This window comes from Buttiauxella massiliensis (assembly GCF_902500225.1).
GTDB lineage: Bacteria > Pseudomonadota > Gammaproteobacteria > Enterobacterales > Enterobacteriaceae > Buttiauxella > Buttiauxella massiliensis.
In genome coordinates, this window is the sequence record NZ_LR722665.1 from 75,236 (window position 1) to 96,709 (window position 21,474).

Genomic DNA, 21,474 nt, shown 5'->3' on the forward strand with positions numbered 1-21,474 from the left:
TTTACACCGGGTAAGGAAAGCGTGGCTACGGGCCTTGCGTTATTGCGGGTCTTGAGGTGATTTGAGTGGTCGAATTTTGGGCACAAACTGGCGGAACAATTCGCGGCTTTTGAGAGGTTTGCCGCCAAGATAGGGTTTTAATGCCATACGCGTAAAACGTTTAGCCGCGCGCAACGTGGCGACGTCAGGAAACTCGCGGTTAGCAAGCGCTCTTAATTCATGGCCAGTGAAGCTGTAATGATCGACAACAAGGCTTGCGATAAAGCCTTTTTCTTCACGGTATCGATAGGTCATGGTATCGCTGACTTCTTCGCCGCTTCCTGCGCAATGCAGAAAATCCACACCATAACCCAGATGCCCAAGCAGAGCCAATTCAAAACGGCGTAAAGCGGGTTCGGGTGAACCGCTCGTTCCAGCGAGAGCCTGAATACAGTGGAGATAATCGAAGAATAATTCGGAGAAACGGGTTTCGTCTTCCAGCACGCGTGAAATCAGCTCGTTGACGTACAGGCCGCTGTAAAGCGTGATACCACTCAAGGGAAGTGCAAGCGAGACAGCTTCGGCGCTACGGAGTGTTTTAACTTCACCACGTCCGCCCCAGCGAACCAGCAAGGGGGTAAAGGGTTGTAGAGTCCCTTTGAGATTAGAGCGGCGAGAACGAGCACCTTTCGCAATTAAACGAACGCGCCCGGACTCTTCAGAAAAAAGATCAAGTAGAAGGCTGGTTTCGCTCCAGGGGCGACTATGCAGGACAAAAGCCCGTTGCCAGCCTTCCATTTTCTTATTTCAGATCGTCGGTATAACCCAGGCTACGCAGCGCGCGCTCGTCGTCTGCCCAACCGGATTTCACCTTAACCCACAGTTCAAGGTGGATTTTGGCTTCAAACATCTCTTCCATGTCTTTACGCGCTTCGATACCGATGGTTTTGATTTTGGCGCCTTTATTGCCAATAACCATCTTCTTCTGGCCTTCACGTTCAACCAGAATCAGGCCATTGATGTCGAAACCACCACGAGCATTCTCTACAAACTGTTCAATTTCAACGGTAACGGAATATGGCAGTTCCGCGCCCAGGAAACGCATCAGTTTTTCACGGATGATCTCAGACGCCATGAAACGCTGTGAACGGTCAGTGATGTATTCTTCCGGGAAGTGATGAATTGCTTCTGGTAGACGCTTGCGAACAATGCTTGCAATGGTGTCTACGTTCATACCGTGTTCCGCAGAAATAGGCACGATATCAAGGAAGTTCATCTGGCTGCCGAGGAATTGCAGGTGCGGCAACAAAATGCCTTTGTCCTGAACGTTATCGACTTTGTTCACCGCAAGAATTACCGGCGCACGCGCATCACGCAGTTTGTTGAGCACCATCTCATCGTCGGCGGTCCACTTAGTGCCTTCAACCACGAAGATAACCAGTTCAACGTCACCGATGGAGCTGCTGGCAGCTTTGTTCATCAGGCGGTTGATGGCGCGCTTTTCTTCCATATGCAGCCCCGGGGTATCAACGTAGATCGCCTGATACGGGCCTTCAGTATGGATGCCCATAATGCGGTGACGAGTCGTCTGCGCTTTACGGGAAGTGATAGAGATTTTTTGCCCAAGCAACTGGTTTAGCAGCGTGGATTTGCCGACATTCGGGCGACCAACGATGGCCACGAATCCGCAAAAGGTTTGTTCTTCGCTCATTATTCCAGCTCCAGCTTGATAAGCGCCTGCTCAGCTGCAGCCTGTTCCGCTTTACGGCGGCTTGAACCGGTACCAATCACCGGCTCAGGCAGGCCACTCACCTGACAGTGAATGGTAAATTCCTGATCGTGCGCTTCACCACGAACCTGCACTACCAAATAAGCTGGCAGTGGCAAGTGGCGACCCTGCAAATATTCTTGCAGACGCGTCTTAGGGTCTTTTTGCTTATCGCCTGGGCTAATTTCATCCAGACGAGATTGATACCAGGAAAGAATTAAACGCTCAACATTCTGGATATCGCTGTCGAGGAAAACACCACCAATTAAGGCTTCGACGGTATCGGCCAGAATAGATTCGCGGCGGAAACCACCACTTTTCAACTCACCCGGCCCAAGGCGCAGACATTCGCCTAATTCAAATTCGCGGGCAATTTCTGCCAGTGTATTTCCACGAACAAGCGTTGCACGCATACGACTCATATCACCTTCGTCTACACGAGGGAAACGATGGTAAAGCGCGTTTGCAATAACGTAGCTAAGAATGGAGTCACCCAGAAATTCCAGACGCTCATTGTGCTTGCTGCTGGCACTGCGATGCGTTAATGCCTGCTGCAACAGATCCTGATGTACAAAAGTGTAGCCCAGCTTACGCTGCAGCCTATTAATTACGATGGGGTTCATGCGATACCAATTAATGAATGCGTCAATTATTCAGCACACGGAACAGACCTGAAAAAGAGAACCAACGCTGTTTCGTTTGCCGTGGCTCCCTTATGGGAGCCAACCTTAATACGGGGGGATATTCTATAGATAACGACATAGAAAGTCGTTATCTGAATGGATTTAATTGATCAATGAATTCCGCCAATACGACTTAAGCGAACACCCGTTGGCCATTCACCCTCTTGTTTCTCAAAACTCATCCAGATAGTGGTTGCTTTACCTACCAGATTTGCCTCAGGAACAAAGCCCCAATAACGGCTATCAGCGCTGTTATCGCGGTTATCACCCATCATAAAATAATGGCCCGGTGGCACAATCCACGTAGCAAGTTGCTGGCCCGGTTGCTGGTAATACATACCCAGTTGGTCTTGAGCGATTGGCACAGTCAAAATGCGGTGAGTTACATCACCCAGTGTTTCTTTGCGCTCAGACAGGCGAATCCCGTCTTCTTTGGTCTGGTTCAGCGGCAACTGGAAGAAACCAGAATTAGCTTCGCTGCCATTACGACGCGCAAAAGTCTGCACAAAATCACTTGGCTCTACATTGCTGTAGGTAATTGGCAGAGCATTATCACATGCCTGCCCCGAGCTGCAATTTGGCTGAATAGTGACTTCTTTTGCCACTGGATCGTAACTGACGCGATCGCCCGGCAAACCAACGGCACGCTTGATGTAATCCAGACGTGGATCTTGTGGATATTTGAATACCACAATATCACCGCGTTTTGGGTGACCCGTTTCAATGAGCGTTTTCTGGTAAATCGGATCTTTAATACCGTAAGCAAATTTCTCCACCAGGATAAAGTCGCCAATTAATAAGGTTGGCATCATTGATCCTGATGGAATCTGGAACGGCTCATAAATAAATGAACGCACGATCAAGACAATAGCGAGCACCGGGAATACGGATGCCCCCGTTTCTAACCAACCTGGCTTAGGTGCGACTTTTTTTAGCGTTTTGCTATCAAGTGCATCACCAGTGGCAGCTTGCGCTGCCGCCTGTTTTTCATGACGCTTTGGCGCAAAGATAAATTTATCAATACACCATAAAAGGCCCGTTACCAGCGTCGCTATCACGAGGATTAGCGCAAACATATTCGCCATGCCAACTCCTTAATTTATTTGCTGTCTTTGCCGACGTGCAGAATGGCGAGGAACGCTTCCTGAGGCAATTCGACGTTACCGACTTGCTTCATACGCTTCTTACCGTCTTTCTGTTTCTGCAACAGCTTTTTCTTACGGCTGACGTCACCGCCGTAGCATTTTGCCAATACGTTTTTACGCAACTGTTTCACAGTAGAACGCGCGATGATATGTGCGCCGATAGCCGCCTGAATCGCAATATCAAATTGCTGGCGAGGGATCAGCTCTTGCATTTTCTCAACCAACTGACGGCCACGGAACTGCGAGTTACCACGGTGCGTGATCAATGCCAGGGCATCAACACGATCGCCGTTAATCAGAACATCTACACGCACCATGTCAGAAGTCTGGAAGCGTTTGAAGTTGTAATCCAATGAAGCATAGCCACGGGATGTTGATTTCAGACGGTCGAAGAAGTCGAGAACCACTTCAGCCATTGGAATTTCGTAAGTCAATGCAACCTGGTTACCGTGGTAAACCATGTTGGTCTGCACACCGCGTTTTTCGATACACAGAGTGATAACGCTGCCCAGATATTCCTGTGGCATCAGCATATGACATTCTGCAATTGGCTCACGCAGTTCTGCGATGTTATTCAGTGCTGGCAGCTTAGATGGGCTATCAACATAGATAGTTTCGCCGGTCGTGGTTTCGACTTCGTAAACTACCGTAGGTGCTGTGGTAATCAGATCAAGATCGTATTCACGCTCCAGACGCTCCTGAATGATTTCCATGTGCAGCAGACCGAGGAAGCCGCAACGGAAGCCGAAGCCCAATGCAGTGGAGCTTTCTGGTTCATAGAACAGGGAAGCATCGTTCAGGCTAAGCTTACCAAGCGCATCACGGAAGTTTTCGTAATCGTCAGAGCTAACCGGGAACAGACCTGCATAAACCTGCGGCTTCACTTTTTTAAAGCCTGGCAGCGCTTTATCTGCCGGGTTACGCGAAAGGGTCAGGGTATCACCGACCGGTGCGCCGAGAATGTCTTTAATTGCACAAACCAACCAGCCTACTTCACCACAGCCCAGAACATCACGATCAACACGTTTCGGTGTGAAAATGCCCAAGCGGTCAGCGTTATAAACCTGGCCGGTGCTCATTACTTTGATTTTGTCGCCTTTTCTCATGGTACCGTTTTTGATACGCACCAGAGAAACAACGCCAAGATAGTTATCGAACCAGGAGTCAATGATCAGTGCCTGCAATGGCGCTTCTGGGTCCCCTTCTGGGCCAGGAATATCACGTACCAGACGTTCAAGAACATCCGTCACACCAAAACCAGTTTTTGCAGAGCAGCGCACAGCATCGGCGGCGTCGATGCCGACGATGTCTTCAATTTCTTGCGCAGCACGTTCAGGATCAGCTGCTGGCAGGTCAATTTTATTTAGAACTGGAACCACTTCCAGATCCATTTCCATCGCGGTGTAGCAGTTTGCCAGAGTCTGAGCTTCTACACCCTGCCCGGCATCCACCACCAGCAATGCACCTTCACAGGCTGCAAGAGAGCGGGATACTTCATAAGAGAAGTCAACGTGGCCTGGGGTGTCGATGAAATTCAGGTGATAAGTTTCACCATCAGATGCTTTGTAATCCAGCGTAACGCTTTGCGCTTTGATGGTAATACCACGTTCACGCTCCAGATCCATGGAGTCAAGAACCTGGGCTTCCATTTCACGGTCGGACAAGCCGCCGCAAATTTGGATAATACGGTCAGACAGCGTCGATTTGCCGTGGTCGATGTGGGCAATAATAGAAAAGTTACGTATATTCTTCATAGTTAGAGGTTTTATGCCTTACAAATCCGGGAAAGCTCGGCGCAATGCGCTGTACAGAGCATGATGTCAATGGCTGTCTTTTGCCTGAAACGCCGCATTCTACACTACAACGAGAAAGCGAGGAAACAGGTCATCATGCAAGCGTAGCTGAGTGATGAAAAGCCGGTGGAATGTGTGTCAAATAGATCGTGGGCAGAAGAAGCTTCACCGATTGTCCGCAGAAGTAACCGTTTCGACTCTCAGTGCATCAGGCGGCAGAGCAACGCTTAAAATAACAGGCTGCCAGGTTTCACGACGACTGAGCTTCAAAGAGAAGCCGCGCGCGATAAGAAAACCGCCAACCCCACCCAGCAACGCACCACAAATCGCTGCAAGGTTTGTCCCAAACAGAGCCTGGAAGAGAGCTGAAACCAGAAATAAACCGACCAACGGTGACATGTAAACCAGTAAGGCAGAACCAATCAGGCTACCTTCAGCAATGCCCAATTCGACTTTTTGACCGGTCACCAGCGGCGTATCACATGCAACTGATAAGGTGTGATTGGTTTGCGGGCCAAGCTTATTGAGTATGCGACTACCGCAGCCAGCGCGTGAAGCACAACTGCTGCATGACGCTTTTACATCACAGCTCAGCAATGCTTCACCTTTTTGCCAGGAGACAACTGTTGCCCACTCTTTGATCATTGCGCAGCCTTGAATTTGATACTGTCAGCAATACGTTTTGCTGTTTGCGGAGGTAATTCACCCACAATGGTGATCTCAGTTTTGTCACGAACCTCAGAACTGACCGTACGGCGACCCGTGCGTAATAGCTGGTCGGTACTATTACTTACAGCGCGGCTAATGTTTACCGAGAAGCTAAACAAGCCATCAGAATAGAGACGTGATTCAATCGGGACGTCAACAGTTGGCAATGGACGATGGCTGCTGGATACCTCGCTAAAACCTTGTGGCAACCAGGTCGGTGCCCAGGAGAAATTGACTTTCTCAGCACCTGGAACCGACAGCAATGGCGGTAAATTTGCCTTTGCCAGACTTTGCATCATGGTATTTGCTTCTTTGCTAACGTTGAAAGAAATAACGCGGAATTGTTCCAACGTTTCGCCATCACGATCCAGCAAATCAACACGCAGTGGTAATTTGGTTTCAGAGTCCATCCAAACCATATAGCTGTAACGTGTACCGTCTCGTGCCACAACACGAATGACTTCACACAGGCGATCGGCTATACGTGTACGTCCAACAGAGATGAAGTCGTAATAAGGGGTGAGACGTTTGAAATCGGTGTAGACGATTGATGGGAGTGAATCAACGATGTAATCCCCAGTGAGCGTAAACGGCTCAAGTCCTGGTTCAAAATAGCTGATTTCACTGCCACGCTGGACAACCTCACGACGTGGGCCATCCATCTGAAGCAATTGAGCAAGTGGACGATTATCAAGCCTTGCATGGCGATAGCGTAAAGATTCTATCCCCTGCTTATTAATGCTGATAAATGCCAACTCATAATTGAGTGACTGACTTGCCTGGTTCATCTGCTGCAACAATACCCCGGACGAAACAGTGTCCGCCGAGGCATTTGAGGTGAACAACAGGCTGCTTGTCATAAGAGACAGGGCATACCAAAGTTGCTTCATTACTGCGATTGAGTTCCTAAAGTTTGGTTTCCTGGCACTTGTACCGCAGCTTGCTGGGTTTGTGCCTGTTCAAACTGGAGTTGCTCGGCGTGTAAACGACGCTGCAATTCGTAATCTTGCAACATGGCATTGATACGTCGACGCTGTTCCTGTACCTGCTGCTGACCTGTGCTGGCTGTGCTGTCAGACGGCACACCCAAGCTTACCGGACTCGCTTTACCCATCATTGGCAAGGTGTTAAACACCGGAGCCTCGGGCTGAGCAGGGTTGTCAGACTGACCATTATAGTGCTGCACCCCGACGATTACCGCAAGCGATACGCACGCTGCAACGCCCATTTGGGTGAGTTGGCTTGCCCACGGACGAACCTTATTCCAGAATGACATTTTCTGCCATTGCTGAGGTTCGGGCTGCTGTTCAGTAATGAGTGGCGTGACATTACGCACTGGCTCATTTTCAATCGCGGCCATGACATTGGCTGCAATATCAAAATGAAGTAATTCACTGGTATCGCCGCGCATAGTATCGCGGATTAGGTGGTAGCTCTCCCAGCTGTTCTGCAATGTTTTGTCCTTCGACAAAGTACCGAGCAGTTCGCTATCCAGAGTTTCCCCATCCATTAAAGCGGAAAGCTGTTCTTTCTGCATGCCTAATTACCCTTCCAGTAACCCGCTATCGTCAACGCCTGATAAGCGGTTGAACTTTATTATCAATAGCTTCCCGTGCACGGAAAATACGAGAACGTACAGTCCCTACTGGGCAATCCATGATGACGGCTATTTCTTCATAGCTCAAACCATCCAACTCCCGCAACGTAATTGCCATGCGTAAATCTTCCGGGAGTGACTCAATAGTACGGAAAACTATTTGTCTCAGTTCTTCAGACAACATTAAGTTCTCAGGGTTCGATATTTCTTTCAATGCGCTGCCACTTTCGTAGTTTTCCGCATCAATTGCGTCCACATCACTTGATGGAGGACGGCGCCCCTGAGCAACAAGATAATTTTTTGCCGTGTTGACCGCTATACGGTACAACCATGTATAAAACGCGCTATCGCCACGGAATGAATCCAGCGCACGATAAGCTTTAATGAAAGACTCCTGCACCACATCAGGAACATCTCCTGAAGGTACATAGCGGGAAACCAGACTCGCCACTTTATGCTGATAACGAATTACCAGTAAATTGAATGACTTCTGATCTCCCTTCTGGACCCGTTCGACGAGGACTTGATCCGTTAACTGCTCGCTCATCCGAGGTAATGTCTCCCCAAACCTATTTCCACGCGTAATTGAAAAGCCAACCGAACTCTGCATATATGAGCAAGTTCACGGTTGGAACGCTCGATTTGAGCAAAGTTCCCTTACGCCTTTGTTTTCCTGATCTGTTCCACGAATTATCTCTTCTTGATTATAAGTTTCGTGGCACAAACCGTGACACCTTTTTTATCCTAAAAGGCGATCGCTAAACTGCTTGAAGAGTATCGCATGAATCATGATTTTTCATCAGAAAATCTGCCACTAACATCGGACCTGTAACAAATATGGCTTATTCAGCACATAATTCAGATGAAACTGAGATCTTCAGCTCTTTTGTTTAGTTCATATAACACTTGATTAAAAAAAGCGTGTTAGAGCCCACATCGGGTGATATGCTGGCCCAACCTTTGTTTAGTAAATTAAACACGATGAACGCAAATTCCGAACTAGCTTGTGATGTATTAATCGTCGGTAGCGGAGCTGCTGGCCTCTCTCTTGCTTTACGGCTTGCCGAAAACAGCAAAGTTATTGTTCTGAGTAAGGGCCCAATCAATGAAGGCTCAACATTATATGCTCAGGGTGGAATCGCTGCTGTGTTCGATGAAACGGACAGTATTGATTCACATGTAGAAGATACTCTCATCGCAGGTGCTGGAATTTGTGATCGTGACGCGGTGGAGTTTGTCGCCAGTAATGCACGACACTGTGTGCAATGGCTAATCGATCAGGGCGTGCTGTTTGACACAGAGGTCCAGGCAAATGGTGCGGAAAGCTACCATTTGACTCGTGAAGGTGGGCACAGCCATCGCCGAATTCTTCACGCAGCTGATGCCACAGGTAAAGAAGTTGAAACCACGCTAGTCGGTAAAGCGCTGAGTCATCCTAATATTCGCGTTATTGAACGCAGTAATGCTGTCGATCTTATTGTCTCGGACAAAATCGGCCTGCCGGGCACGCGCCGTGTTGTCGGTGCCTGGATTTGGAACCGTAACCGCGAAAAAGTAGAAACCTGTCGTGCGAAAGCTGTGGTCCTTGCCACCGGTGGCGCATCAAAGGTTTATCAGTACACCACAAACCCGGACATCTCTTCAGGTGACGGTATAGCCATGGCCTGGCGAGCGGGTTGCCGTGTAGCAAACCTGGAATTCAATCAGTTCCACCCTACCGCTCTGTTCCACCCGCAAGCGCGCAACTTCCTGCTGACCGAAGCATTGCGCGGTGAAGGTGCCTATCTCAAGCGCCCGGATGGCACTCGCTTTATGCCTGATTTTGACGAGCGTGGCGAACTGGCACCGCGAGATATCGTGGCACGCGCCATCGATCATGAGATGAAACGACTGGGTGCAGACTGCATGTACCTGGATATCAGCCACAAGCCGGAAGAGTTTGTGCGCCACCATTTCCCAACTATCTATGAAAAACTGATGGGCCTGGGTATCGATCTCACTAAAGAACCCGTGCCGGTAGTACCCGCTGCGCATTATACCTGCGGTGGCGTGATGGTCGATGAGAATGGGCGTACTGATGTTGACGGGCTTTATGCTATCGGCGAAGTGACATATACCGGCCTGCATGGCGCAAACCGTATGGCATCAAACTCACTGCTTGAATGCCTGGTTTATGGCTGGTCGGCAGCGGAAGATATAATGAAGCGCATGCCTTATGCGCGCATTTCCCTCTCTTTACCTGACTGGGATGACAGCCGTGTAGATAACCCGGATGAACAAGTTGTTATCCAGCACAACTGGCATGAACTTCGTCTGTTTATGTGGGATTACGTCGGTATTGTGCGCTCAACGCGTCGTCTGGAACGCGCATTGCGCCGTATCACCATGTTGCAGCAAGAAATCGACGAGTACTACGCCAACTTCCGTGTCTCGAACAATTTGCTGGAACTGCGCAATCTGGTGCAGGTTGCAGAGTTGATTGTGCGCTGCGCCATGATGCGGAAAGAAAGCCGGGGTCTGCACTACACGCTGGACTACCCGGATTTAGCCGAAAACTCCGGGCCAAGCATTCTCTCGCCACTCTACATAAATAAATAGAAATCCTGGGTCAGGCTGCAGTAGCCTTCTGAATATTGCTGGTCTGGCCCACGAATCGTTAATCGATCGGTATAATATTCACCGTCTGTCGGTGAGAGCGCCAGCATGACACGATGCGGCAAGCGCGTTTCGTTATCAGCAACGTCGGTACGATAACGAACATGCCATCCCTGCTTTTTAGCCAGTTCAGTAAACGCCGTTCCCGCCGTTTCAGGCATGATCACACAGAAAAAACCGTCTTCCGTAATTAACTGCGTTGCGCTATTTAACAACGCGCTATGATCCAGTGTCGTGGTGTAGCGCGCCTGTGCTCGTTCTGCCGATGCACAATTGCTGCCCTGCTCAAAGAATGGCGGGTTACTGACAATCAGCGAATACCGCTGTGTCGCCTGCTCGGCCCATTCACGGATATCTGCACAATGCACTGTTATGCGTGGCGCCCACTGGCAACCTTTGGCATTTTCCGCAGCTTGCTCAGCGGCGACAGGATCAAGTTCCACAGCATCGATCGTGACATTATCAGGAGTGCGTTGCGCGAGCATCAGCGCCAACAAACCACTACCTGTGCCGATGTCCAATACGCTAGTCACGTTTGCCACAGGCACCCAGGCGCCAAGCAGTGTGCCATCTGTACCGACTTTCATTGCGCATCGATCGTGCGCGACAAAGAACTGTTTAAAGGTGAATCCATCACGACGCAATACTGCTTTTTGACTGCACATCTTAGCTACCCTATAGAGAAACGGGTGTAGCATAGGGGAAACTCGCTGCCAGGAAAAGCGTCAGTTACCCACACAAACAGATGAAGATCGCAGCCATAACGTCTATAATCGGCGCCCTACATAGAGGAAGACCATGACTGTAACCACTTTTTCCGAACTGGAACTTGACGAGAGTTTGTTACTCGCGCTCCAGGACAAGGGCTTTACCCGCCCGACAGCTATTCAGGCTGCCGCCATTCCACCTGCACTTGAAGGGCGTGATGTCCTCGGTTCCGCGCCAACCGGTACCGGTAAAACAGCCGCTTATTTGCTGCCTGTGTTACAGCATTTGGTCGATTTCCCGCGTAAGAAATCTGGCCCACCACGTATTTTGATCGTCACGCCAACGCGTGAACTGGCAATGCAAGTGGCCGATCACGCTCGTGAACTGGCAAAACATACTCATCTTGATATCGCAACCATCACCGGTGGCGTGGCTTATATGAACCACGCGGAAGTGTTCAGCGAGAACCAGGATATTGTTGTTGCAACGACGGGTCGTCTACTTCAATACATCAAAGAAGAAAACTTTGATTGCCGTGCGGTAGAGACACTGATTCTTGATGAAGCCGATCGCATGTTGGATCTGGGCTTTGCGCAGGATATCGAAACCATTGCTGCTGAAACACGCTGGCGCAAACAAACCATGTTGTTCTCCGCAACGCTTGAAGGCGACGCGATCAAGAACTTCGCAGAGCGTTTGTTAGAAGATCCGGTAGAAGTTTCTGCAACCTCCTCAACTCGCGAGCGCAAGAAAATCCACCAGTGGTATTACCGTGCTGACAACGTTGAGCATAAAACGGCAATGCTGGTGCATTTGCTTAAGCAGCCAGACACTACACGTTCAATCGTCTTTGTCCGTAAACGCGACCGTGTGCATGAACTGGTTGCATGGCTTCGTGAAGCGGGTATTAACACCTGCTACCTCGAAGGCGAAATGGTGCAGATGAAGCGTACCGAAGCTATCAAGCGTTTGACTGATGGTCGTGTGAGCGTGTTGATTGCGACCGATGTTGCCGCTCGTGGTATCGATATTCCAGAAGTGAGCCACGTGTTCAACTTCGATATGCCGCGTACTGCTGACACTTACCTGCACCGTATCGGGCGTACAGGCCGCGCGGGTCTCAAAGGTACCGCAATTTCTCTGGTTGAAGCGCATGACCATTTGCTGCTGGGCAAAGTCACGCGTTACATGAAAGAACCAATGAAAGCGCGCATTATCGAAGAGCTGCGCCCAACGACCCGCGCACCAAGTGAGAAACTCACTGGTAAGCCGTCGAAGAAAGTGCTCGCGAAGCGCGAAGAGAAGAAAAAAGACGAGAAAGAAAAACCGCGTGTGAAAGTTCGTCTACGCGATAAAAAGAATGTCGGTAAGCGCCGAAAACCTAGCAGTGCTAAAACCGAATCAGCTGAATAAATCGTCAGTGAATATAAAAACCGTCTCCATTGAGGCGGTTTTTTTACGATCTGAGTCAGGTTTTTAACCGTTTAATAACTGTTACTGACTCAAAGCCATAAAAAAGCCGGTGCAATGAGCACCGGCTTTTAAATCTTAAATACTGTATACCCGAAATAATTCGAGATGCAGAATATTAGAGGCTAGCAGTGAAAGTACGAGCAATCACGTCACGCTGCTGTTCTGCAGTCAGTGAGTTGAAACGCACTGCATAACCAGACACACGGATGGTCAGCTGTGGGTATTTTTCTGGGTGCTTAACAGCATCTTCCAGAGTTTCACGACGCAGCACGTTCACGTTCAGGTGCTGACCACCTTCCACACGAACTTCAGGTTTTGCTTCAACTGGGATTTCGCGATATTCGATTTCGCCCAATTTGCTCACTTCTACAACTTCGTCTTCTGCAAAACCAGCTTTAGCACAAACACAACGTGCTTCGCCTTTCTCGCTGTCCAGCAGCCAGATTGAGTTCAGGAGGGAATCATTTGCAGCTTTAGTAATTTGGATACCAGTAATCATTTTATTTCTCCCTATGGGCTAATTTTGTGATTCTATTTCGGGCCATAAGCTGGCTCATTGGTAAAACCATTGTTGCGTTACTGATCTTTATACTAGCCAAAGTCGCTTCAAACTTTGATTTAAATCAATTAAATCCATACCTACAATATGGCTATGATATCATTTATTTGTTTTACATCAACTTATCTCATCTCGTTCAAATTAAAAATTATGTAAATTCTCAAATTTTTTTAGGTTCCTGCGCCTATAGACGCTCAACCATTTTGCTTAGTAGAAAGAAGTGGTTAAGCTAACATCATTCCGAATCGCAGGAGAGCGAGATGACAACCCCCCTCACGTGGCACGACGTGCTGGCGCAAGAAAAGCAGCAACCCTATTTCACAAATACCCTGGCAACCGTTGCAGAACGGCGAGCAGCCGGTGTAACTGTTTATCCGCCTCAGAAAGATGTGTTCAACGCATTCAGATTTACTGAGCTGGGTGATGTGAAAGTCGTGATCCTTGGTCAAGACCCTTACCATGGCCCAGGACAGGCGCATGGGCTAGCCTTTTCTGTGCTCCCCGGCGTTGCAGTGCCACCATCATTAGCTAACATGTATAAAGAGCTACAAACCGATATTGCTGATTTCACGCGGCCAAACCACGGCTATCTGGAAAGCTGGGCGCGCCAGGGCGTATTATTGCTCAATACCGTACTAACTGTTGAAGCAGGCAATGCGCATTCGCATGCGAAATTAGGTTGGGAGACGTTCACGGATAAAGTGATAGCGCTTATCAACGAACACTGTGAAGGTGTGGTCTTTTTGCTGTGGGGTTCGCACGCGCAGAAGAAAGGTAGCTTTATCGATCGCAATCGCCACCATGTTTTACAAGCCCCCCATCCTTCGCCTTTATCAGCACATCGTGGGTTTATGGGCTGCGGTCACTTCTCTAAAACTAATGAGTATCTGACTGAGTGCAACCAGCCAGCGATTAACTGGACGCCTGTATTGCCAGACTAAAGAGACAAAAAAGCCAGCTTTCGCTGGCTTTTTAAAGCAGTCATTAACAAAGCATCACGCTTTGTTTTGACGCCACCACTCAGAGAGCAACACACCGGTTGCTACTGATACATTCAGGCTTTCAACATTACCAGTACCGGTAATCGCCACGCTCATATCAGCATTTTCGAAGGTTGCATCGGAAACGCCTTCGCGCTCCTGACCTAACACCAGAACCATTTTCTTCGGCAACTCAGCTTTGAAGAGCGGAGTTCCTTTGTGGCTTGATGTCGTGACAATCGCATAACCGGCTTTACGGAATTGCTCCAGGCCGTCTTCGAAAGTCTCGCCGCTGATGGCTTCAACATGCTCCGCACCGCCTTCAGCAGTACGAACAGCAGCACCAGACTCCAGCATTGCCGCATCTTCCACCAGCAAACCTTTCACACCGAAGTGTGCACAGCTGCGCATAATGCCGCCAAGGTTGTGCGGGTTAGCCACGTTTTCCAGAGCCAGTACACAATCTTCTTCACCAGCTTTAGAAAGCCAGCTATCAACTGTGATACCACGACGCTTTTTAATGATGAAGCAAACGCCACCGTGGTGCTCAGTACCTGATGCTTTCACTAACTCAGCATCATCTACCACATGGTAGGCTTTACGGTTTGCTGCCATCCAACGTAATGCTTCTTTGAAACGCGGAGTCACGCTCTGGACAAACCAGGCGCGTACGATGCAATCAGGGCGGCTCAGGAACAGCGCCTGGCAAGCATTTTCACCGTAAACACGAGTTTCTTCCGCACGCTGGCGGCGAATCACTTCAGGATCAACAATTGGTCTGCCATTGGCACCCATTTGCTCGCCTGCTTCAACTACTTCTTCTCTTGGCGGTCGTGAAACCGTACGCCACGGGTTATCACCGCGATCGTCACGATCATCACTACGATTCCGATCACGCCCGGCGCCAGGCTTATCATCGCGACGTGGACCACGACGGCCCTCACCCCGTGACGGTGCTGCAGGACGCCCACCACCTTTACCTGTGCGCGGGTTTTGGCTGCGTTTTTCGCTGTCATCGTCACCGCGGACATACATCACTTTGACTTTGCCGCTTTTACCTTTAAATTCGTCGTTCATTCTTCTCTCCACCTGGCTGAGCGCGTGGCGCGCAGATTACCCGATGTGGCACGGCTTAGCCATTAACTTTGGTCAAAAGCCAATAACTATTATATCCATCGAATAAATCACTTGGCTGGTACTCTATTAATCGCCGATAATATTTAACATATAAGAAACATTACTGACGAGTTGACTGTTTTCAGACAACGTATCCTTTAGAGGTTAGCTATGAATACCGTTTGTGCCGCCTGCCAGGCGATTAATCGCATCCCCGATGAGCGTATTGACGACGGTGCGAAATGTGGTCGTTGTGGCCATGAGCTTTTTGATGGCGAAGTGATTAATGCCACCTGTGAAACCCTTGATAAACTGCTGCAAGATGATTTGCCCGTAGTTGTGGATTTCTGGGCTCCGTGGTGTGGGCCATGTGTGAACTTTGCGCCAATCTTCGAAGATGTGGCGGAAGAACGCAGTGGAAAAGTACGTTTTGTGAAAGTAAATACAGAAGCAGAACCTGCACTTAGCGCACGTTTCCGTATCCGTAGCATTCCGACCATTATGGTGTTCAAAAAAGGTGAAATGGTCGACATGCTAAACGGCGCGATGCCTAAAGCACCGTTTGATAGTTGGCTGAACGAAAACATCTAATTTCACGGGCACGTTTCTTGTGCCCGAATGCCTCATCTACGTTAGAATGGCGTTTTTAAGCTTGTTTATCTGATGACTGAAAACGCCGTCCTACGTCTTCGTGCCGAACGCCTGGCGCGTGCAACCCGCCCTTTCCTTGCTCGTGGTAACCGCATCCGCCGTTGTCAACGTTGCTTGCTGCCGCTAAAACAATGCCTGTGCGAAACACTACAGCCGCAGAATGCACGTAGCCGTTTCTGCCTGGTGATGTTCGACACCGAACCGATGAAGCCAAGCAATACCGGGCGACTCATTGCAGATATTTTGCCGGATACCCAAGCTTTTCAGTGGTCACGAACCGAACCATCACAGGCACTGCTCGATTTAGTCAGTTCACCAGACTATCAACCGATGGTCGTATTCCCCGCTTCTTACGCAAGCGCTGGACGAGAAGTACTGACAACGCCACCTAAAAGTGGGAAACCACCGCTTTTTATCATGCTTGATGGCACCTGGACTGAAGCGCGTAAGATGTTCCGCAAGAGCCCTTATCTGGATAATCTTCCGGTCATTTCAGTGGATTTGAGTATTGTCTCGGCTTACCGACTCCGTGAAGCTCACGCGGACGGGCAATACTGCACAGCAGAAGTCGCAGCAGCATTGCTCGCACTTGCAGACGATGAGCACGCAGCTGTTGGCCTCACAGAACATTTCACGCTTTTTCGCGAGCGATATCTGGCAGGCAAACCCCATCATCAGTCCAGCATCACAGCAGCAGAGACAGAAAGCGTTTAAACTCACTGAGTTAATTCTCAGGGGAGAGAGCTATGAGTCAACGTGGGCTGGAGGCGCTACTGCGCCCCAAATCAATCGCGGTTATCGGGGCTTCTGCAAAAATAGATCGCGCAGGCTACTTAATGATGCGCAATCTCCTGGCTGGAGGCTTTAACGGCCCGGTAATGCCTGTGACACCCAGCCATAAAGCGGTTTGCGGCGTTCTTGCATGGCCAGATATCGCAAGCCTTCCGTTCCCGCCCGATCTTGCCGTCATTTGTACCAACTCAAAACGTAATCTTGAATTACTGCAAGCCTTGGGTGAAAAGGGCTGTAAAGCCTGCATTATCCTCTCCGCTCCGCCTGAGCAACTGCCTGAATTATTAGCCTGTGCCACTCAATGGCAAATGCGTTTGCTGGGACCAAACAGCCTTGGCTTACTTGCGCCGTGGCAAGGACTTAATGCGAGTTTCTCACCCGTACCCATTCAGAAAGGTAAGCTGGCTTTTATTTCTCAATCAGCGGCAGTTTCCAACACAATTCTGGACTGGGCCCAGCAGCGTGAAATGGGCTTCTCATGGTTTATCGCGCTCGGTGACAGTTTGGATATTGATGTTGATGAGTTACTGGATTATCTGGCTCGCGATACCAAAACCAGCGCTATTCTGCTTTATCTCGAACACCTGAGCGATGCCCGACGTTTTGTTTCAGCGGCGCGAAGTGCTTCGCGTAACAAACCGATCCTGGTAATTAAAAGCGGTCGCAGCGTCAAAGCACAAGAACTGCTTAAAACCCATCTGGGGCTTGATGCTGCATGGGATGCAGCCATTCAACGAGCAGGTCTTTTACGCGTTCAGGACACTCATGAGCTGTTCTCGGCGGTAGAAACCCTGAGCCACATGCGGCCACTGCGTGGCGAGCGTTTAATGATAGTCAGCAATGGCGCTGCCCCTGCGGCGCTGGCACTGGATGAGTTATGGCTGCGTAACGGTAAGCTAGCAACGCTGAGTGATGAAGTTCTCAATAAGCTAAAGAGCGCTTTGCCCGTCAGTGTTGAAAGTGGCAATCCACTGGATCTCCGCGACGATGCGACTCCTGAACGTTATTTGCGAGCCATCGAAATATTACTGGATAGCCAGGATTATGATGCCCTGATGATCATCCATGCCCCGAGTGCTGCGGCCCCCGGGACGGTAAGCGCCACCGCGTTAATCGACTTAATCCACAAACATCCTCGCGGCAAATACATCACACTAATAACCAATTGGTGTGGTGAATTTTCCTCTCAGGAAGCCAGACGGTTATTCAGTGATGCAGGCATTCCTACATACCGCACACCTGAGGGCGCGGTAACAGCATTTATGCATATGGTGGAATATCGTCGAAACCAGAAACAGCTGCGTGAGACACCAGCGTTACCTGCCAATCTGAAAGCCAATGCCAGTGAAGCTCATGCCCTACTGCAACAAGCACTGAACGAAGGAGCCACTTCTCTCGATACCCATGAAGTGCGCCCTATTTTACAAGCGTACGGGCTAAACACTCTGCCAACCTGGATTGCCAGCGACAGTGCAGAAGCCGTGTATATTGCCGAGCAGATTGGGTATCCGGTCGCGTTGAAATTACGCTCCCCTGATATCCCGCATAAATCTGAAGTTCAGGGTGTGATGCTTTACCTGAGAACCGCCACTGAGGTTCAGCAAGCAGCTGATGCCATTATTGATCGAGTTAAAATGACGTGGCCGCAAGCTCGTATCCACGGGTTGTTGGTTCAAAGCATGGCTAACCGTGCCGGTGCCCAGGAGCTGCGCATCGTCGTTGAACATGACCCGGTCTTTGGCCCACTTATTATGCTGGGCGAAGGTGGCGTCGAGTGGCGCCCCGATCAGCAGGCTGTGGTGGCCTTGCCACCACTCAATATGAATCTTGCCCGCTATCTGGTTATTCAGGCGATCAAAAGCGGGAAAATTCGTGGGCGCAGCGCATTACGCCCCTTAGATGTGCCCGGTATCAGTCAGGTATTGGTGCAGGTTTCAAACCTGATTGTGGATTGCCCGGAAATCCGCCGTCTGGATATTCATCCGCTTTTAGCCTCCGGTAATGAGTTCACACTTCTGGACGTGACCTTACAGCTCGTCAAATTCGAGGGGGATGCAGAAACTCGGCTGGCAATCCGGCCCTATCCTTACCAGTTGGAAGAAGATGTCATCCTCAAGAATGGTGAACAGTGCCTGTTCCGCCCAATTCTTCCGGAAGATGAACCGTTGCTACAACAGTTTATTTCGCGGGTTACCAAAGAGGATCTCTACTACCGCTACTTTAGTGAGATCAACGAATTTACCCATGAAGATTTAGCCAATATGACCCAGATCGACTACGATCGAGAAATGGCTTTTGTCGCTGTTCGCCAACTTAATGGTGAGAGTGAGATCATCGGTGTTACGCGTGCGATCTCCGATCCCGATAATATTGATGCCGAATTTGCCGTACTAGTGCGTTCTGATTTGAAGGGTTTGGGATTGGGTCGCCAACTGCTGGAAAAACTGATTGCCTACACAGGTGAGCATGGGCTCCAGAGGCTGAATGGCATTACGATGCCTAACAACCGTGGCATGGTCTCATTAGCTCGAAAACTAGGATTTGATGTCGATATACAACTGGAAGATGGCATCGTAAGTCTGACTCTTCCATTGATAAAAAGCATAGATTCGTGAGTAAGGTACTGGAAAACTTACTCACTTTGCGGGTTAGTAGTGGTATTATCAGCAGGTTCTGACGTCTGGATTTTGCAGAAGGCCATCCAATGAATAGAGAAGATACGCACTGTGATGTTGTCTAAATTTAAACGTAATAAACATCAACAACACCTTGCCCAATTGCCGAAGCTTTCTCAGTCAGTTGATGATGTAAAGACCCTTTTCTCCCCAGCGGATTTCCGTGAAGTTCTGCTGCAAAAAATTGCGAGCGCAACTCGCCGCATCTGTATTGTCGCATTGTATCTTGAACAAGATGATGCTGGTAAAGCCGTGTTAACCGCGCTCTACCAGGCAAAACAGCAACGCCCGGAAATAGAAGTGACCGTTCTGGTGGACTGGCATCGCGCGCAGCGAGGCCGTATCGGAGCTGCCGCTACCAACACCAATGCTGACTGGTATCATCGTATGACCGAGGAATATCCCGGCGTAGATATCCCAGTTTACGGCGTGCCAGTGAATACGCGTGAAGCATTGGGCGTTCTGCATTTCAAAGGTTTTATTGTTGATGATTGCGTGATTTACAGCGGCGCCAGTGTGAATGACGTCTATCTGCATCAGCATGATAAATATCGTTATGACCGCTATCAGGTCATCTGTAACCCGCAGCTTTCCGACATCATGTATAACTGGATGCAGGAAAATCTGGTACATGGTCGTGCGGTACATCGCCTGGATAAGCTACACAGGCCAAAAAGCCCGGAGATTAAAAACGATATCCGTCTGTTCCGCCAGGAACTACGAGATGCCAGTTTCCATTTCCAGGGTAATGCAGATAACGAACAACTTGCCGTTACGCCTTTAGTCGGTTTGGGTAAAACCAGTCTGCTCAATAAAACCATCTACCATTTGATGCCGTGTACCGAGCAAAAACTGGTTATCTGTACGCCTTATTTCAACCTGCCTGCTGTGCTGGTACGTAATATTATTCAGCTCTTACGTGAAGGGAAACAGGTTGAGATTATTGTCGGTGATAAAACGGCAAATGATTTTTATATTCCAGAAGATCAACCCTTTAAGATTATCGGCGCCCTGCCTTATCTCTATGAAATCAACCTTCGCCGCTTCCTGAGCCGCTTACAATACTACGTAAACAGCGGACAATTGATTGTTCGCCTGTGGAAAGATGACGATAACAGTTACCATCTGAAAGGCATGTGGGTCGATGATGAGTGGATGCTTCTAACGGGTAATAACCTTAATCCAAGAGCGTGGCGTCTGGATCTGGAGAACGCAATTCTGATTCATGATCCTAAACAGGAACTCACTGTCCAGCGTGACCACGAATTGGATCTGATCCGCACACACACTACAGTCGTTCAACATTATCGTGATCTACAGAGTATTGCGGAATATCCCGTTAAGGTGCGTAAGCTTATTCGCCGCCTGCGCCGTATACGTATAGATCGTTTAATCAGTCGTATTCTGTAGTTCATCGCTATACTGAAAAACCCTGCTTGCAGGGTTTTTTTATAGCCAGAGGATCATGAATGCTACGTCTTTTACTCCCTTCAGTATTACTTCTCAGCGGTTGCAGCCATATGGCGCAAGATCAATGGTCAGGCCAGGATAAAGCACAGCACTTCATCGCATCGGCTATTTTATCCGCAGCAGGGAACGAATATGGCCAGCATCAGGGCTGGAGTGACTCCCGTAGTGCGAATTTTGGCTTCTTATTTTCGGTAAGTCTTGGGGCCACGAAAGAATTATGGGATAACCGCACAGCTGGAAGTGGATGGAGCTGGAAAGATTTCACATGGGATGTAGCCGGTGCAGCCACCGGCTATGCAATATGGCAACTAGCCACCTATTAGAGTTTGATTCACTTCCCTTTGCGGGAAGGCAAGTAATGCCAGAGTGCCAAACAGAACATCAAGATTGTACACGGGCTAATCTTTTCGAGAGTAAGGGCGGAAAATCTTTAAATTGCGGACAGCAAAAAGCCCTGTACGTCAGTACAGGGCTTTCCACTTATTTGGAGCCTGGCAGTTCCCTACTCTCGCATGGGGAGACCCCACACTACCATCGGCGCTACGGCGTTTCACTTCTGAGTTCGGCATGGGGTCAGGTGGGACCACCGCGCTACTGCCGCCAGGCATATTCTGTTTCATCAACCGTCATGCTTTCACACAACCATCGACTTAAAATCTCGGTTCAAGCTGAAAATCAATATCTTAGTCTCTCAACCAAAACACCTTCGGTGTTGTAAGGTT

21 protein-coding genes and 1 rRNA gene are annotated in these 21,474 nt (G+C 49.3%); 8 read left to right on the top strand and 14 right to left on the bottom strand.

Annotation, left to right across the window (positions count from 1 at the left end; genetic code table 11):
* Positions 1-39: 39 nt before the first annotated feature.
* From recO to GC128_RS23325, 10 genes are all read right to left on the bottom strand, one after another.
* Positions 40-777, bottom strand: coding sequence for a DNA repair protein RecO (recO, locus tag GC128_RS20320; protein ID WP_034459297.1), 738 nt, complete (start codon positions 775-777; stop codon positions 40-42).
* A gap of 4 nt (positions 778-781) precedes the next feature.
* On the bottom strand, positions 782-1,690 hold the full coding sequence (gene era / locus GC128_RS20325; protein ID WP_064513120.1) for a GTPase Era: 909 nt from the start codon (positions 1,688-1,690) through the stop codon (positions 782-784).
* The gene (gene rnc, locus GC128_RS20330) at positions 1,690-2,370 is read right to left on the bottom strand and encodes a ribonuclease III (RefSeq protein WP_151995826.1); all 681 of its coding nucleotides are present in this window, start codon (positions 2,368-2,370) and stop codon (positions 1,690-1,692) included. The genes era and rnc overlap by 1 nt, the downstream gene beginning before the upstream one ends.
* A gap of 170 nt (positions 2,371-2,540) precedes the next feature.
* A complete protein-coding gene (gene lepB / locus GC128_RS20335) occupies positions 2,541-3,515 on the bottom strand; it encodes a signal peptidase I (RefSeq protein WP_034459309.1) in 975 nt (324 codons plus the stop codon).
* A gap of 14 nt (positions 3,516-3,529) precedes the next feature.
* Entirely contained in the window at positions 3,530-5,329 is a 1,800-nt protein-coding gene (gene lepA, locus GC128_RS20340; RefSeq protein WP_064513124.1) for a translation elongation factor 4, read from the bottom strand.
* Positions 5,330-5,533: 204 nt separating this feature from the next.
* Positions 5,534-6,013 carry a SoxR-reducing system protein RseC gene (rseC, locus tag GC128_RS20350; RefSeq protein WP_151995827.1) on the bottom strand — a complete coding sequence of 160 codons (480 nt, stop codon included), beginning with the start codon at positions 6,011-6,013 and terminating at the stop codon, positions 5,534-5,536.
* Complete coding sequence (rseB, locus tag GC128_RS20355) at positions 6,010-6,966, bottom strand: sigma-E factor regulatory protein RseB (RefSeq protein WP_151995828.1); 957 nt, start codon at positions 6,964-6,966, stop codon at positions 6,010-6,012. The genes rseC and rseB overlap by 4 nt, the downstream gene beginning before the upstream one ends.
* Complete coding sequence (rseA, locus tag GC128_RS20360) at positions 6,966-7,613, bottom strand: anti-sigma-E factor RseA (protein ID WP_064513130.1); 648 nt, start codon at positions 7,611-7,613, stop codon at positions 6,966-6,968. Before rseA ends, rseB begins: the two co-directional genes overlap by 1 nt.
* Before the next feature lie 31 nt (positions 7,614-7,644).
* The gene (gene rpoE / locus GC128_RS20365; protein ID WP_034459318.1) at positions 7,645-8,220 is read right to left on the bottom strand and encodes an RNA polymerase sigma factor RpoE; all 576 of its coding nucleotides are present in this window, start codon (positions 8,218-8,220) and stop codon (positions 7,645-7,647) included.
* Positions 8,221-8,242: 22 nt separating this feature from the next.
* Positions 8,243-8,299 (bottom strand): hypothetical protein, encoded by a 57-nt coding sequence (locus GC128_RS23325; RefSeq protein ID WP_370090880.1) that lies wholly within the window; start codon positions 8,297-8,299, stop codon positions 8,243-8,245.
* A 355-nt stretch (positions 8,300-8,654) separates the two neighbouring features.
* On the opposite strand from GC128_RS23325, the gene nadB reads away from it, so the two are divergent.
* Positions 8,655-10,271, top strand: coding sequence for an L-aspartate oxidase (gene nadB, locus GC128_RS20375; protein ID WP_151995829.1), 1,617 nt, complete (start codon positions 8,655-8,657; stop codon positions 10,269-10,271).
* Here the strand turns inward: nadB and trmN are convergent.
* Positions 10,256-10,993, bottom strand: a complete 738-nt coding sequence (gene trmN / locus GC128_RS20380; RefSeq protein ID WP_064560373.1) for a tRNA(1)(Val) (adenine(37)-N(6))-methyltransferase TrmN — start codon at positions 10,991-10,993, stop codon at positions 10,256-10,258. The two genes, nadB and trmN, sit on opposite strands and share 16 nt — an antisense overlap.
* Before the next feature lie 133 nt (positions 10,994-11,126).
* Between trmN and srmB the strand changes: the two genes are divergently transcribed.
* Positions 11,127-12,449: an ATP-dependent RNA helicase SrmB gene (srmB, locus tag GC128_RS20385; RefSeq protein WP_151995830.1), complete on the top strand. Its 1,323-nt coding sequence runs from the start codon at positions 11,127-11,129 to the stop codon at positions 12,447-12,449.
* A 175-nt stretch (positions 12,450-12,624) separates the two neighbouring features.
* Here the strand turns inward: srmB and grcA are convergent, their stop codons facing one another.
* Positions 12,625-13,008: an autonomous glycyl radical cofactor GrcA gene (grcA, locus tag GC128_RS20390; RefSeq protein WP_064513139.1), complete on the bottom strand. Its 384-nt coding sequence runs from the start codon at positions 13,006-13,008 to the stop codon at positions 12,625-12,627.
* Positions 13,009-13,328: 320 nt separating this feature from the next.
* On the opposite strand from grcA, the gene ung reads away from it, so the two are divergent.
* Positions 13,329-14,009, top strand: coding sequence for a uracil-DNA glycosylase (gene ung / locus GC128_RS20395; protein WP_151995831.1), 681 nt, complete (start codon positions 13,329-13,331; stop codon positions 14,007-14,009).
* A gap of 54 nt (positions 14,010-14,063) precedes the next feature.
* Here the strand turns inward: ung and GC128_RS20400 are convergent, their stop codons facing one another.
* Entirely contained in the window at positions 14,064-15,125 is a 1,062-nt protein-coding gene (locus GC128_RS20400) for a tRNA/rRNA methyltransferase (protein ID WP_064513145.1), read from the bottom strand.
* 210 nt (positions 15,126-15,335) lie between these two features.
* Here GC128_RS20400 and trxC point away from each other — a divergent pair, with 210 nt between their 5' ends.
* From trxC to GC128_RS20425, 5 genes are all read left to right on the top strand, one after another.
* Positions 15,336-15,755, top strand: coding sequence for a thioredoxin TrxC (gene trxC / locus GC128_RS20405; protein ID WP_151995832.1), 420 nt, complete (start codon positions 15,336-15,338; stop codon positions 15,753-15,755).
* Between the two features lie 72 nt (positions 15,756-15,827).
* Positions 15,828-16,529 (top strand): tRNA-uridine aminocarboxypropyltransferase, encoded by a 702-nt coding sequence (locus GC128_RS20410; protein ID WP_151995833.1) that lies wholly within the window; start codon positions 15,828-15,830, stop codon positions 16,527-16,529.
* 32 nt (positions 16,530-16,561) lie between these two features.
* Complete coding sequence (locus GC128_RS20415; RefSeq protein WP_151995834.1) at positions 16,562-19,222, top strand: bifunctional acetate--CoA ligase family protein/GNAT family N-acetyltransferase; 2,661 nt, start codon at positions 16,562-16,564, stop codon at positions 19,220-19,222.
* A gap of 114 nt (positions 19,223-19,336) precedes the next feature.
* Positions 19,337-20,692 carry a CDP-diacylglycerol--serine O-phosphatidyltransferase gene (pssA, locus tag GC128_RS20420; protein ID WP_151995835.1) on the top strand — a complete coding sequence of 452 codons (1,356 nt, stop codon included), beginning with the start codon at positions 19,337-19,339 and terminating at the stop codon, positions 20,690-20,692.
* Between the two features lie 59 nt (positions 20,693-20,751).
* Positions 20,752-21,075 carry a YfiM family lipoprotein gene (locus GC128_RS20425; RefSeq protein WP_151995836.1) on the top strand — a complete coding sequence of 108 codons (324 nt, stop codon included), beginning with the start codon at positions 20,752-20,754 and terminating at the stop codon, positions 21,073-21,075.
* A gap of 166 nt (positions 21,076-21,241) precedes the next feature.
* On the opposite strand, the gene rrf is transcribed toward GC128_RS20425, so the two are convergent.
* Positions 21,242-21,357: ribosomal RNA gene (gene rrf / locus GC128_RS20430) — 5S ribosomal RNA — on the bottom strand.
* Between the last annotated feature and the right edge of the window lie 117 nt (positions 21,358-21,474).

Coding starts and splice junctions, on each gene's coding strand:
- recO (WP_034459297.1), bottom strand. CDS start 777: ATGGAAGGCTGGCAACGGGCTTTTGTCCTGCATAGTCGCCCCTGGAGC.
- era (WP_064513120.1), bottom strand. CDS start 1,690: ATGAGCGAAGAACAAACCTTTTGCGGATTCGTGGCCATCGTTGGTCGC.
- rnc (WP_151995826.1), bottom strand. CDS start 2,370: ATGAACCCCATCGTAATTAATAGGCTGCAGCGTAAGCTGGGCTACACT.
- lepB (WP_034459309.1), bottom strand. CDS start 3,515: ATGGCGAATATGTTTGCGCTAATCCTCGTGATAGCGACGCTGGTAACG.
- lepA (WP_064513124.1), bottom strand. CDS start 5,329: ATGAAGAATATACGTAACTTTTCTATTATTGCCCACATCGACCACGGC.
- rseC (WP_151995827.1), bottom strand. CDS start 6,013: ATGATCAAAGAGTGGGCAACAGTTGTCTCCTGGCAAAAAGGTGAAGCA.
- rseB (WP_151995828.1), bottom strand. CDS start 6,966: ATGAAGCAACTTTGGTATGCCCTGTCTCTTATGACAAGCAGCCTGTTG.
- rseA (WP_064513130.1), bottom strand. CDS start 7,613: ATGCAGAAAGAACAGCTTTCCGCTTTAATGGATGGGGAAACTCTGGAT.
- rpoE (WP_034459318.1), bottom strand. CDS start 8,220: ATGAGCGAGCAGTTAACGGATCAAGTCCTCGTCGAACGGGTCCAGAAG.
- nadB (WP_151995829.1), top strand. CDS start 8,655: ATGAACGCAAATTCCGAACTAGCTTGTGATGTATTAATCGTCGGTAGC.
- trmN (WP_064560373.1), bottom strand. CDS start 10,993: ATGTGCAGTCAAAAAGCAGTATTGCGTCGTGATGGATTCACCTTTAAA.
- srmB (WP_151995830.1), top strand. CDS start 11,127: ATGACTGTAACCACTTTTTCCGAACTGGAACTTGACGAGAGTTTGTTA.
- grcA (WP_064513139.1), bottom strand. CDS start 13,008: ATGATTACTGGTATCCAAATTACTAAAGCTGCAAATGATTCCCTCCTG.
- ung (WP_151995831.1), top strand. CDS start 13,329: ATGACAACCCCCCTCACGTGGCACGACGTGCTGGCGCAAGAAAAGCAG.
- GC128_RS20400 (WP_064513145.1), bottom strand. CDS start 15,125: ATGAACGACGAATTTAAAGGTAAAAGCGGCAAAGTCAAAGTGATGTAT.
- trxC (WP_151995832.1), top strand. CDS start 15,336: ATGAATACCGTTTGTGCCGCCTGCCAGGCGATTAATCGCATCCCCGAT.
- GC128_RS20410 (WP_151995833.1), top strand. CDS start 15,828: ATGACTGAAAACGCCGTCCTACGTCTTCGTGCCGAACGCCTGGCGCGT.
- GC128_RS20415 (WP_151995834.1), top strand. CDS start 16,562: ATGAGTCAACGTGGGCTGGAGGCGCTACTGCGCCCCAAATCAATCGCG.
- pssA (WP_151995835.1), top strand. CDS start 19,337: ATGTTGTCTAAATTTAAACGTAATAAACATCAACAACACCTTGCCCAA.
- GC128_RS20425 (WP_151995836.1), top strand. CDS start 20,752: ATGCTACGTCTTTTACTCCCTTCAGTATTACTTCTCAGCGGTTGCAGC.